The 11,792-nt window shown below is 74.9% G+C and carries 12 protein-coding genes; 4 read left to right on the top strand and 8 right to left on the bottom strand.

Annotated elements, in window-relative coordinates:
• A partial coding sequence (locus tag ACIWVC_RS19150) for an extracellular solute-binding protein (protein ID WP_396448670.1) occupies positions 1–536 on the bottom strand: 536 nt, incomplete at its 3' end.
• Positions 533–2,629 carry a hypothetical protein gene (locus ACIWVC_RS19145; RefSeq protein ID WP_396454395.1) on the bottom strand — a complete coding sequence of 699 codons (2,097 nt, stop codon included), beginning with the start codon at positions 2,627–2,629 and terminating at the stop codon, positions 533–535. The genes ACIWVC_RS19150 and ACIWVC_RS19145, both read right to left, overlap by 4 nt.
• Positions 2,630–2,844: 215 nt before the next feature.
• Here ACIWVC_RS19145 and ACIWVC_RS19140 point away from each other — a divergent pair, with 215 nt between their 5' ends.
• Together ACIWVC_RS19140 and ACIWVC_RS19135 are read left to right on the top strand one after the other, a co-directional pair.
• Complete coding sequence (locus tag ACIWVC_RS19140; protein ID WP_396448667.1) at positions 2,845–4,395, top strand: AMP-binding protein; 1,551 nt, start codon at positions 2,845–2,847, stop codon at positions 4,393–4,395.
• A 76-nt stretch (positions 4,396–4,471) separates the two neighbouring features.
• The gene (locus ACIWVC_RS19135; protein WP_396448665.1) at positions 4,472–5,767 is read left to right on the top strand and encodes a chromosome segregation ATPase; all 1,296 of its coding nucleotides are present in this window, start codon (positions 4,472–4,474) and stop codon (positions 5,765–5,767) included.
• Positions 5,768–5,876: 109 nt separating this feature from the next.
• Here ACIWVC_RS19135 and ACIWVC_RS19130 read toward each other — a convergent pair whose 3' ends face one another.
• From ACIWVC_RS19130 to ACIWVC_RS19115, 4 genes are read right to left on the bottom strand one after another with little or no spacing between them, the layout of a single operon-like run.
• The gene (locus ACIWVC_RS19130) at positions 5,877–6,563 is read right to left on the bottom strand and encodes an adenosylcobinamide amidohydrolase (protein ID WP_396448664.1); all 687 of its coding nucleotides are present in this window, start codon (positions 6,561–6,563) and stop codon (positions 5,877–5,879) included.
• Positions 6,564–6,593: 30 nt separating this feature from the next.
• Positions 6,594–7,382 carry an ABC transporter ATP-binding protein gene (locus ACIWVC_RS19125; protein ID WP_396448663.1) on the bottom strand — a complete coding sequence of 263 codons (789 nt, stop codon included), beginning with the start codon at positions 7,380–7,382 and terminating at the stop codon, positions 6,594–6,596.
• Positions 7,379–8,419 carry a FecCD family ABC transporter permease gene (locus tag ACIWVC_RS19120; protein WP_396448662.1) on the bottom strand — a complete coding sequence of 347 codons (1,041 nt, stop codon included), beginning with the start codon at positions 8,417–8,419 and terminating at the stop codon, positions 7,379–7,381. Before ACIWVC_RS19120 ends, ACIWVC_RS19125 begins: the two co-directional genes overlap by 4 nt.
• Positions 8,416–9,339, bottom strand: coding sequence for an ABC transporter substrate-binding protein (locus ACIWVC_RS19115; RefSeq protein ID WP_396448661.1), 924 nt, complete (start codon positions 9,337–9,339; stop codon positions 8,416–8,418). The genes ACIWVC_RS19120 and ACIWVC_RS19115 overlap by 4 nt, the downstream gene beginning before the upstream one ends.
• A gap of 277 nt (positions 9,340–9,616) precedes the next feature.
• Between ACIWVC_RS19115 and ACIWVC_RS19110 the strand changes: the two genes are divergently transcribed.
• Positions 9,617–10,246: a TetR/AcrR family transcriptional regulator gene (locus ACIWVC_RS19110; RefSeq protein ID WP_396448660.1), complete on the top strand. Its 630-nt coding sequence runs from the start codon at positions 9,617–9,619 to the stop codon at positions 10,244–10,246.
• Positions 10,246–10,632 (top strand): VOC family protein, encoded by a 387-nt coding sequence (locus ACIWVC_RS19105; RefSeq protein ID WP_396448659.1) that lies wholly within the window; start codon positions 10,246–10,248, stop codon positions 10,630–10,632. The genes ACIWVC_RS19110 and ACIWVC_RS19105 overlap by 1 nt, the downstream gene beginning before the upstream one ends.
• On the opposite strand, the gene ACIWVC_RS19100 is transcribed toward ACIWVC_RS19105, so the two are convergent.
• Positions 10,610–11,521, bottom strand: coding sequence for an LLM class F420-dependent oxidoreductase (locus tag ACIWVC_RS19100; protein WP_396448658.1), 912 nt, complete (start codon positions 11,519–11,521; stop codon positions 10,610–10,612). The genes ACIWVC_RS19105 and ACIWVC_RS19100 overlap by 23 nt on opposite strands.
• A gap of 73 nt (positions 11,522–11,594) precedes the next feature.
• Positions 11,595–11,792, bottom strand: a 198-nt coding sequence (locus tag ACIWVC_RS19095) for a hypothetical protein (protein WP_396448657.1), incomplete at its 5' end; no start/stop codon positions are given.

Here is an 11,792-nt window from a genome sequence, read left to right as displayed (position 1 = left end):
CACGCGGACGGCGGCGTCACGCCCTCCCGGTAGTAGAGGAGCCCGACGTCCACGTTGAAGGGGACGGCGTACTGCTCGCCGTCCCACTCGCCCGTCCGCAGCGCCGCGGGGAAGAAGTCGTCCAGGTCGTCGATGCCCTCCAGCGGACGCAGGTAGCCGGCGTCGGCGAACTGCGCCGTCCACGTGTTGTCCATGATCAGGACGTCGTAGGCGCAGCCGCCGGACTCCTCCACCGCCTTGATCTGGCTGTGCTGCAGGTCGGTGGACTCCGCCACCTCCACGAGCGTGGCGTGCGGGTGCGGGCGGCCGTCCGGGTAGCGGCCCTCGTTCCACTGCCGGATCAACGCGCGCCGCTGGTTCTTCAGGCTGACGTCCGTCCCGCCCGCGACGAACAGCTCGGCCCGGTCGCAGCCGGCCTTCATCGCCGGGTACGACGCGTCCGGCCACAGCACCGCCACCAGCCACGCGGCCAGCACGAGCGCCGCCCCGGCCGCCGCGGCGACCCAGGCCCTCCGGCTCTGCGGCACCCCTCTCATCGCAGCTCCGACAGCAGTTCGGCGGCCTGCTCGGCCTCGGGCGCCCCGGTCAGCGCCACGCAGCCCTTCCCGTCCTCCGGGCCGAGCGCGGCCGCGATCTCCTTCACGGGCGAGGCGTCGCACGTCGCGGGGCCGGTCAGCACCACGGTGAGCCGCAGCCCCGGATGCCGCTCGCGGAACTCGCCGGACAGCCACTTCACCCGCGACCCGAGCCCCGGGTTGGTGGCCGGGACCTGCCCGTCGGTGACGAGGACGAGGTTCTGCCTGCCGGGCCCGAGGCCGGCCGCCGCGATCGCGTCGCTGAGCGGCTGGTCGGCCCCGCCGGACGCGACCGCCTGCAGCCGGCTGGTGATCGCGCTCTTCTGCTCCGGGGACGCCGCGTCCTGCGGGACGTTCCCGAACGTCTCGGGGCTGCCCGGCGGCGCCGTCGCCGACGACACCTGCAGGCCGGCGCGGTCGTTGCTCTGCAACTGCGCCACGAGGCTGCGCAGGAACGACGTCCCGCGCGCGAGGCGGGAGCCGCCGCGGGCCTGCGCGGCGCCGCCCATCGACCCGGACACGTCCAGCATCAGCGACACCGACGTCCGGGGGCGCGCCGCCCCGATCCGGTCGAGGGTCTCCTGCACGCCCGCCGGCGGCTGCAGCCCGACGACGGGCGGCATGACGCGGGCGCCGACCATGCCCTGCAGCCGCGACAGGTAGTAGTGCCGGGTGTCGCCCTCGCGGGGCGCCGGGACGACGCCGCGGTCGTCGCGGAACCCCTGCAGCGTCAGCGGGTTGCGGTCCAGCCACTCGCGGAACGCGGTGACCGCCGCGTCCCGCTCCCGCGTGTCCTGGCCGCGCCACCTGACCTGGACGAACGGGTGGTCCAGCGTCGGCAGGTCGGTCGCGTAGTAAGGGTGCAGCCGCCACTCGGCGTAGGGGGCGGCGCCGGGGTCGACGGCCCCGCAGCGGTCGCCGAGCGGCCGCCCCATGTCGTAGTCGTGCAGCGCCTGCTCGGGCACGGCGACGGCGATGTCGTCCGGGGGCTCGGACTGCTGCGCGGCGGCCCGCTCCCGGAAGCGGCACAGCAGCGACACCGCGTCCGGGGCCACCAGGTCGGCGGGTTCGGCGAACCGCTCGTCCGCCGCGTCGCCGCCCGGCATCCCGTCGTACAGCGCGGGCGTGACGGCGAGCGCCGCCGCCGACGTCTCCGGGACGGGGCGGGCGATCGCGCGCAGCCGCACCCCCGCGTCCGCGATCCGGTCCAGCAGCGCCGCCGTGGCCGGCGCGATCGGCGCCGCGATCGGGTCGGCCACGGACTCGTGCGCCTTGGTGAACAGCGCCAGCACCAGCGGCGACGTCCCGACCGAGCCGCGCACCCGGAACACCGGGTCGCCCTTGCCGGCCGGGGCTCCCGCGACCGCCCCCGCCGCCGTGGTCTGGCCGGGCCCCTTGGGGACGAAGTCGTACTCCGCCGTCGACGACGGGATCCAGATGTCGGGCTGCGGGCCGAACAGCTGCTGGTCGTCGGCGTGGCCCGGGTCGGCCGCCTCGCTGTGCCGCCACAGCAGCCGGAACCCGTCGTACAGCGAGACGGGCCCCGCCTCCGGGACGACGGTGACGCTGTACTCGCGGCAGCCGCGGTCCTCGCTGTCGTCGGCGAACTCGGCCGCGGCGGCGCGCAGCGGCGTCAGCGTCTCCGGCGCGGTGAGCACCCGCAGTTCGAGGGGCTGCCCGCACGGGCTCGCGTGCTCGCGGAGCCGGTGCACGCCGGTACCGGCCAGCAGCACGAGCGCCATCAGCGCGGCCCCGCCGAGCCCCCACCCGAGGACCGCGCCGCCCCGCCGCAGCGTCCGCGACACGCGTTCCAGGACGGCGTGCACCATCCGCGGGTAGAAGGCGAACAGGGCGCCCGTCACCACGGCGAGGATCAGCAGCGCGACGGCCGCGTTCAGCCAGAACGTGCCGTGCACCAGCGTCACCCCGAGGCTGACGATCAGCGCCGAGCACACGTCGATCGCGATGACCTGGAGGATCCGGCGGAGCCAGCCCGGTAACCCGTCTCGGCGCCCGGGGCCGGGTGGCCGGCCGCCGCCGTACGGTTGCGTCATCCCCGTCCCATCGACGCGCAGGTTCGCTCTCGGCCCCCGGTTCTGACGCTTCATGATACGTAGCCGCCCCCTCACGGTCAGGCGGGTTTCGCTGTCCGGGGCCGGTCGGTCTTCGCGGGGCCGGTGCGCCCGACCGTCTTGACGGACCGCCAGCAAGGTGGGTCAGATGGATCCGGGGGCCCCCGGCCGCCAGTCCCGGACAGAGGAGATGCCGTATGGGTGTCGAAGGTGTCGGCTTCTACGAGATCGCACGGAACGACCCGGACCGCCCCGCCGTCCTCGCCCCCGGCGGACCGGTGACGTACGGCGGGCTGCACGCCGAGGTGAACCGCCTCTCCCGCGCGCTCGGCGACATCGGCCTCGGCCCCGGCGACGTGCTGGCGACCGTCCTCGGTAACCGCCGCGAGTTCCTCACCGTGATGCTGGCCGCGATGCAGTCGGGGCTCTACCTCGTGCCGGTGAGCCGCCACCTGACCGAGCCCGAGATCGGCTACATCCTCGCCGACTCCGGCGCCAGGGCCGTCGTCACCGAGAGCGAGTTCGCCGGCGCGGTCTCCGGCGCCGCCGACGAGGCGGGCGTGCCGGCCGAGGGGCGGGTGAGCGCCGACGAGGCGGAGGGGTACCGCCCGCTCGCCGGGCTGTGCGCGTCCGGGAGCGCCGACCCGCCCGCCAAGCGGCAGATGGGCTCGGTCATGCTCTACACCTCCGGGACCACGGGACGGCCCAAGGGCGTCCGGCGCCCGCTCATGGACATCCCGCCCGAGATGCTGTTCGAGGTCATGCGGCAGACGCTGATGAAGAACCTCAGCCTCGAACCCGGCGACGACGAGGTCCATCTCGTCGTCGGGCCGCTGTACCACTCGGCGCCGTGCGTCCATGCGCTGATGGCGCTCAGCCTCGGCCACGCCGTGGTGATCTCCGCCCACTTCGGACCCGAGCGGACCCTGGAGCTGATCCAGCGGCACCGCGTCACCAACTCGCTGATGGTGCCGACCATGTTCCACCGCATGCTCGGGCTGCCGGACGAGGTCAAGGCGAAGTACGACGTGTCGTCGCTGCGGCAGGTGTTCCACACGGCCGCGCCCATCCCGGTGGAGACCAAGCAGCGGATGATGGACTGGTGGGGTCCCGTCCTCTACGAGTACTACGGCTCCACCGAGAGCGGCCCCGTCGTGGTCGCCGGCCCGCACGAGTGGCTCGCCCGCCCCGGCACGGTCGGCCGCGCCGTCGAGGGCGTCCAGATCAAGATCCTCGACCCGGACGGCGCCGAGCTGCCGCCGGGGGAGACCGGCCTGATCTACGCGAGCGGGCAGCCGGGGTTCGAGTACCACGACGACCCGGAGAAGACCGCCGCCGCGATGCGCGGCGACTTCTACACCCCCGGCGACCTCGGCCGCCTCGACGAGGACGGCTGGCTCTACATGAGCGACCGGCGCACCGACCTCATCATCTCCGGCGGCGTCAACATCTACCCCGCCGAGATCGAGTCCGTGCTGCTGCAGCATCCGGCGGTGGGCGACGCCGTGGTGATCGGCGTCCCGGACGATGACTGGGGGCAGAGCGTCGTCGCGCTGATCGAGCCGGCCGAGGGCGCCGAGGCCGGCGGCGAGCTGGCCGCCGAGCTGCTCGCGTTCTGCGAGCCGCGGCTGGCGAAGCTGAAGCACCCCCGGCGGCTGGAGTTCCGCGCGTCGCTGCCGCGCACCCCGTCCGGCAAGCTCAGCCGCCGCCGCGTGCGGGAGGACTACCTGGGCGAACGGCGGGACTGACCGCTCCGCGGGCGCCGGCCGAAACTCGTCGCGGGAATCGTCGAACGCCTCGTGCGGCCGATGCGTACAACGGCACATGAAGGACCAGAAGGTCGCCCCGCTCGACGACGTCGCCCCGACCCCCGCCGCCACGACGAAGACCGACCTTCCCGTCATCACCGACCCGGCCGCCTACGCCGAGGAGGAGGCCGCGTCCGGCGGCGGGGCCGCGGAGCCCGGCGATCCGGGCGGGTCCGCCGATGACGACCGCGCCGGGATCGCACGCCTCGGTGACCCGGTCGCGGTCTGGCCGTGCGCCGGCTGCGGACGGCCCGTGCCGCAGCCGGTGCGCGGCGCCCGCACCGTCCGCTACTGCCAGGACCGCGACGGCGCGTGCGAGCGCGCCGCGCTGGAGGCGCGCGAACGCGGGCTGGAGTCCCCCGGGCTCACCGGGCAGGTCGCCTGGGCGTGGGAGATGGTCGACCGGCTGGAGGGCGTCGCCGACCGGCTCGCCGGCTCGCTGATGTCGGAGCTCAGCGTCGCCGGCGTCGAGCGGCGGGTCGCCGACGCCCGCGCCGAGGCCGCCGGGCAGATCGCGATCGCGCAGCGCGAGCGGGACGCCTCCCAGCGGCAGGCCGAGCGGGCGTGGCGGGAGACCGCCACCGCCCGCGCCCGCGCGGAGGCCGCCGAGCAGGAGGCCGCGTCCGCCCGCGCCTCGGTGGAGCGGCTCACGGCCGAGCGGGACGCCGCGCGGCAGGAGGCGGCGGAGGCCAGGGACGAGGTGGAGGCGGCGAAGGCGGCCCGGCTCGCCGCCGAGCGGGAGCGCGACCGCGTCGCGTCCCGGGAGGGCGAGCTGCTCGCCTCGCTGGAGAGCGCCCGGTCCGAGCTCGTCTCCCTGCACGGGCGGGTCTCGGAGGCCGAGACGCTGGTCGAGGGCCAGCGCGTCGAGGCCGCCGCGGCCAAGCGCACCGCCGACGACCTGCGCTCCGCCGTCCGCGAGGCCGAGGCGAAGCGCGGGCAGGCCGTCGCCGACCGCGACCAGATCCAGGCGCGGGCCCGCGAGCTGGAGCAGCACAACTGGCAGCTGTCCCGCACGGCCGAGGAGCTGCGCGCGGCGGTGCAGGCGCTCACCGCCGAACGCGACGCCGCCCGCGCCGAGGCCGACCGGGCGCGCCGCCGCGTCGACGCGCTCACCGCGCTGGCCGACCGGCACGACACCGGGCCGCGCCCGGTGGTCGACCGGGAGCCGCCCACGGGGCTGCACTCGCTGCCCCCCGTGAACGGGACGCGGGGCGGTTCGCTGCTGGACGGCGGCGACCCGCTGGCCACCGGGCCCCTGAACCGCAACGGGAGCGTCAACCGCAACGGACATCGCCTTCCCCACGCCGGCTGACGGTCACGCCGGCGGAGCGACGGACAGGTAGGAGGTGAGGCCCAACCCCCACACTGCACTGGCCCTGAACCGGCCGCCGTACCGCACCGGGGTGGTACGGCGGCCGGTGCTAGTCGCGGGCCTCCAGGTACTCGGCGTAGTCGAGGGCTCCCGCGCGGACGGCCGCGTGGACGGCGCGGGCGATGCGCGCGCCCCAGGCGGAGCGGGGACCCGCGAAGATCTCCGGCTCCCCTTCGGCGGCGGCCGCCACGCAGACCGCGTCGGACGCGGTGCCGGTGCACGGGAAGCCGGCCTCCAGGAGCGCCTGGGTCTTGGCCTCCGTCGCGGTGACGACCGCGTTCACCAGTGCCGCGTCGCTCAGCGGGACGGGCACGGCGACCACGATGTTGACGGTGCCGGGCGCCCAGGCGGGGCGGGGGTCCCCGTCCAGCGGCGCCAGCTCCGGGTCGGGGGTTCCGGCGGGGGAGGCCGCCCAGGTCGGGACCCGCAGCCCGACCGTCGCCGACGCGCGCACGCCCTCGTCGTCCCGCCGCACGGTGCGGGCGACGGACGCGGCCGTGAGCATCCCGACGCCGGGGCCGTCCAGCCCGTAGGACGCGGCCAGCTCGGCCAGGTGGGCGACCGGGTCGGTGCGCGAGTAGGCGCCCGCGACCTGCGCGTTCAGCACCCAGCGGAGCGGGCCGATCCCGCCGCCCAGCAGCGCCGACGAGATCGCCCGGTGCCCGCCGCCGGCCCGCCACACCGTCGCGGCGAGGCGCTTCCCGTCCTCCTCGCGCCACATCGTCTCTAGGTCCACCGGGTCTCCAGGTTCACGGGGTCTCCAGGTTCACGGGTGCTCCATGTTCACGGGCCGCTCCAGGGACAGGATCGGGCGGCCGTCCGGGCCCTCGGCGACGTGGACGCGCGCGTCGAAGTGCCTCTCGACGACGGCCCGGGTGAGGACCTTCCCGGGCGGGCCGGCCGCGGCGACCCGCCCGCCGGAGAGGAGGACGAGGGCGTCGGCGTACTGGCCGGCGAGGGTCAGGTCGTGGATGGTGGTGACCACCGTCAGCTCGTCGGACAGCCGAAGCCGGTCGATCAGCTCCATCACCTGCTGCTGGTGGCCTATGTCGAGGGCGGTGGTCGGCTCGTCCAGCAGCAGCACCGACGTCTGCTGCGCGAGGGCGCGCGCCAGCACCACCCGCTGCCGCTCGCCGCCGGAGAGGTGGCCCAGGGGCCGGGCGGCGAACGCGGTGAGGGCGAGGCGGTCCAGGACCTCCGCGGCGATGGCCCGGTCGCGGGCGCTCTCCCGGCCGAGATGCGGGATGTAGGGGGAACGTCCGAGAAGGGTGTAGTCGAACACGGTCATGCCCGCGGGCAGGTTCGGGCTCTGCGCGGCGTAGGCGACGATCCGGGCGCGCTGCCGCGGCTTGAGCCGCTGGAGGTCGGCGCCCGCCACGCTGATCCCGCCGTGCGACGCCACCAGGCCGAGGATCGCGCGGAGCAGCGTCGACTTCCCGGCGCCGTTCGGCCCGATGACCGCCGTCCACGACCCGGCCGGGACCTCCAGCGACACGCCGTTCAGGACCCGGCGGCCGCCGAGCGACACGTCCAGGTCCCGCACCTTGACGGTCACGTCTCCACCTGCCGGCGGGACGCGCGGAGCACCGCCACGAAGAACGGGCCGCCGACGAACGCGGTCACGACGCCGAGCGGCAGCTCGCCCGGGCTGATCACCGTCCGCGCCGCCAGGTCCACCACCTCCAGGAACGCCGCCCCGCCGAGCAGCGACAGCGGCAGCACCACCCGGTAGGAACCGCCCGCCAGCCGCCGCACGATGTGCGGCACGACGATGCCGACGAACCCGATCAGGCCGCTCACCGCGACCGCCGACGCCGTCGCCAGCGACGCCGCGACGAGCACGGTCAGCCGCACCCGCGCGGCGGACAGCCCGAGGCTCGCCGCCTCCTCGTCCCCGACGCTCAGCACGTCCAGGAGGCGGCCGTGCGCCAGCAGGACGACGGTCGAGACGAGCGCGTACGGGGCCACCAGCGACAGCTGGCGCCAGTCCGCCGTCCCGACCCCGCCGAGGATCCAGGAGAAGATCCGCTGGAGCTCCTCGGCGTTCATCTGCTGGAGGAACGTCTGCACCGCCGCCAGGAACGACGACACCGCGACGCCGGCCAGCACCAGCGTCGCCGCCCCGTCGCCGCCCGCCGTCCGGCCCAGCAGGTAGGCGAGCGCGACGCCGCAGATCGCGCCGGCGAACGCGGCGAGCGGCACCCCGTAGCCGGGGTCGCCCGGCACCAGGGCGATCACCAGCGTCGCCCCGACCCCGGCCCCCGCCGCCGCGCCCAGCAGGTACGGGTCGGCGAGCGGGTTGCGGAACACGCCCTGGTAGCCGGCGCCGGCCATGGCGAGCATCCCGCCGACCAGCGCCGCCATCAGGGCGCGCGGCACCCGCAGCTCGAACAGCACGCTCTCGTCGATCGGCCCGAACCCGGGGTCGGCGTGCACGAGCGGGAGCTTGTCGGCGAGCGCCTTCAGGACCCCGCCGACCGGCAGCCCCGCGGCTCCCACCAGCACCCCCGCCAGCAGCGCCGCGGCGAGGAGCGCGACCGCCGCCGCCAGCGGCAGCGGCCGCAGCCTCGCGTGGGAGCGGTCCGCCGTCACTGCACCTTCTGGACGGCGTCGCCGATCGCCTTGACCAGCTCGGGCAGGCGGGGCCCCCAGCGGGAGGCGATGTCGTCGTCGAGCTCGACCACGTTGCCGTCCTTCACCGCGCCGAGGCCGGACCAGCCCGGGCGCTTCGCCAGGGTCGCTGCGTTCTGCCCGCAGCACTTGGTGTCGGCGAGGAAGATGAGGTCGGGGTCCTGCTTGAGCAGGTACTCGCGTGACAGCTGCGGGTAGCCGCCGGACGCCTTGTCGGCCTTGTCGGCGACGTTCCGCAGCCCGAACAGCCCGTACACCTGGCCCAGGAACGTCTTCGACGTCACCGAGTGCAGCTGGCCGTCGAGCTCGTGGTAGTACGTCAGGCCCTTGGCCTTCGCGGACGCGGCGACCGTCTGCCGGATCCGCGCCCTCATGTCGTCGGCGAGCTTCTTCGCCTCATCGGCGTGGCCGGTGGCCCGGCCGATGTCGTCGATCTCGTCGTAGACGTCGTCCAGCTTCGTCGCGGCGGGCTCCAGCAGGACGGGGACCTTCACCTTCTCCAGGGCCTTGACGACGCCGTTGAGGTCGTCGGACACCACGACGAGGTCGGGCTTGTAGGCGATGATGGCCTCGGCGTTCGGCTTGAAGCCGGACAGCTTGCTGCGCGGCGCGTTCGCGGGGTAGTTCGAGTAGTCGCTGACCGCCACCACCTGCGGGCCGGCGCCGACGGCGAACAGCGTCTCGGTGTGGGTGGGGGAGAGCGAGACGATGCGCTTCGGCTTGGCGGGGATGGTCACCGCGCCGTTGGCGGCCTGGACGGTGACGCCCTGCGCGCCGCCGTCGCCGCCCGCGGCGCCGCCGTCGCCGCCACCGCCGCATGCGGCGGTGACCAGGGCGACGCCGATCGCCATCGCCGCGCCGAAAGTACGTACGGGTCTCATAGGAGCCTCCAGGCTGGAGGGAAGCCGCGGCCCGCTCATGACGGATCGCCCTTCCACGAGGTCGATGAACGTCGGCGCGCGCAGGAGGCGACCTGGCTCGGCCACTTCGAGAGGGGCACCACAGTTGCGGGACAGCGCCGGGATCTCACCGGACTTCGCTCCTGGGCGCGCAGCACCGCAACGCTATCAGGCAGGAAATCCCTGTCTGTCCGGGTCTCCGGAGTGAGTGCTCACTCCACCATTGACGGAGTGAGCACTCACTCCGTATGGTGGCGGCATGGAGAACGCGAGCCGGCGCCGGGCGCCGGGCATGAGCCCGCGGCAGCGCCGGGAGATGATCGTGCGGACCGCGCTGCCGCTGGTCGCCGAGCACGGCACGGCCGTGACCACCGGGCAGATCGCCCGGGCCGCGGGCATCGGCGAGGCGACGATCTTCCGCGTCTTCGCCGACAAGGACGAGCTGCTGGACGCCTGCGTCGCCGAGGCGCTGCGCCCCGACCACGTCCTGGCGGAGATCGAGGAGATCCCGCTCGACCAGCCGCTGCCCGCCCGGCTCGCCGAGGCGAGCGCCGCGATCGAGGCCTACCTCGTCCGCATGGGCATGGTCATCGGCGCCCTGCACGCCACCGGCCGCGGCCTGCGGGGGAGCGGCGACCCCCGCGGCGGGGAGGACGGCGCCCAGCCCGGCCGCGAGGCCGCCATGAACCGGACCCGGGACGCCATCGCGGAGCTCTTCGAGCCGGAGCGCGACCGGCTCCGCCTGTCCGCCGAGCAGACCGCGAGCCTGTTCATGGGGCTGGCGTTCACCCGCGCCCGCCCGCCCGCCGGGCCCGCTCCGTCGGGCCCGTCCGTGGAGGAGTGCCTGGACGTGTTCCTGCACGGCGCGCTCAGGGAGGAGACCGCCTGATGGCCATCAGCCTGAGCCACATGATCGTGACGGCCGCCGACAACGACGAGGCCGCCCGCTTCTTCGCCGGCGTCATGGGCCTGCGGTACACGGGGGTGCACCCGCACGCGCGGCACTTCGTGCCGATCCGCGTGAACGAGCGCCTCACCCTCGACTACCTGACGGTCGCGCACCCGCAGGGCCACCACCTGGCCTTCGACGTGGACGGCGGCACGTTCGACGCGGTCGTCGACCGCCTCGACGCGCGCGAGATCCCCTACGGCGACGAACCCGCGCACGCCGACAACGGGCGCGTCGACGAGGCCCACCCGCTCGGCGGGCGCGGCCTGTACTTCTCCGACTCCAGCGGCAACCTCTACGAGCTCATCGCGCCGCCGCGGACCTGAGGAACCGCCGGGTGCGCTCGCGGTCGCCGCCCGGCATGAAGCCGGCGGCGACGAAGTCGGTGACGCCCGCCTCGGCCAGCTCCTCCAGCCTGGCCGCGACCGCGTCCTCGTCGCCGACGACGGCGAGGTCGGCGGGGCCGTCCACGCCCTCCCGGTCCATCATCGCGCGGTACGACGGCAGGTGCCCGTACATCTCGAACGTCTTGGCGGCCTGCTCCCGCGCGCGCTCGGGGTCGCTCGTGACGCAGGTGGGCAGGGCGCACACGATCCGCGGCTCCGCGCGTCCGGCCGCCTCGGCCGCCGCCCTGATGGTGGGCGCGATGTGCTCGCGGACGGTCACGGGGCCGGTCATCCAGGGCACCGTCCCGCCGGCCCTCTCCCCCGCCAGCTTGAGCATCTTCGGGCCGAGCGCGGCCAGCAGCACCGGCACACGCCCCTCGTTGGGGACGCTCAACCCGATGCTGCCCTGCAGCGTCTCGCCCTTGAAGGACGCGTTCTCCCCGCTGAGCAGGGGGAGGAGCACCGACAGGTACTCGTCCATGTGCCGGAGGGGCCGGCCGTAGTCGTACCCGTACATGTCCTCGATGACGATCTTGTGCGACAGCCCGATGCCGAGCGTCAGCCGTCCCTCCAGGGCCAGCGCCGCCGTCCGCGCCTGCTGCGCCATGACGGCCGGGTGGCGCGGATACGTCGGCACGACCGCGGTGCCCAGCTCGATGCCCGGGACCCCGCGTCCGGCCACGGCGAGCGCGGTGAGCGCGTCCACCCCGAAGATCTGCGAGATCCAGGCCGACGAGAACCCGTCGTCGGCGGCGCGCCGCACATCGTCCGCCAGCTTGTCCAGCGCGTCCGCCCCGCCCCGTTCGTTCAGCAGAACACCAACCCGCACAACGACCTCCCTGGAACCGTGTAAACCGATCTTTACACAGGCGCCGTGCGATGCCGGTGCGGGGACACGGGGATCAGCGCGGACCGCGCGGCCGGTCGCGGGCGGCCCGGTCGCGGGCCTCCATGAAGAAGTCGAACAGCGCCGTCGCGCCGGGCAGCAGGCGCAGCGGCCGCGTCGCGCCGAAGGAGGCGTTCCAGAACGCCCCCTGGCGCGGTTCCCACGGACCGGCGTAGGCGTACGGCTCGTCCAGGTGGGAGTCGCCGGGGGACAC

This window comes from Actinomadura sp. (assembly GCF_044508335.1).
In the GTDB taxonomy this organism is placed as follows: domain Bacteria; phylum Actinomycetota; class Actinomycetes; order Streptosporangiales; family Streptosporangiaceae; genus Spirillospora.
This window is presented reverse-complemented; position numbering and strand designations above follow the sequence as displayed.

Excerpts from the sequence above, each read along its gene's own strand:
- ACIWVC_RS19145 (WP_396454395.1), bottom strand. The coding sequence starts at position 2,629 with ATGACGCAACCGTACGGCGGCGGCCGGCCACCCGGCCCCGGGCGCCGA.
- ACIWVC_RS19140 (WP_396448667.1), top strand. The coding sequence starts at position 2,845 with ATGGGTGTCGAAGGTGTCGGCTTCTACGAGATCGCACGGAACGACCCG.
- ACIWVC_RS19135 (WP_396448665.1), top strand. The coding sequence starts at position 4,472 with ATGAAGGACCAGAAGGTCGCCCCGCTCGACGACGTCGCCCCGACCCCC.
- ACIWVC_RS19115 (WP_396448661.1), bottom strand. The coding sequence starts at position 9,339 with ATGAGACCCGTACGTACTTTCGGCGCGGCGATGGCGATCGGCGTCGCC.
- ACIWVC_RS19110 (WP_396448660.1), top strand. The coding sequence starts at position 9,617 with ATGGAGAACGCGAGCCGGCGCCGGGCGCCGGGCATGAGCCCGCGGCAG.
- ACIWVC_RS19105 (WP_396448659.1), top strand. The coding sequence starts at position 10,246 with ATGGCCATCAGCCTGAGCCACATGATCGTGACGGCCGCCGACAACGAC.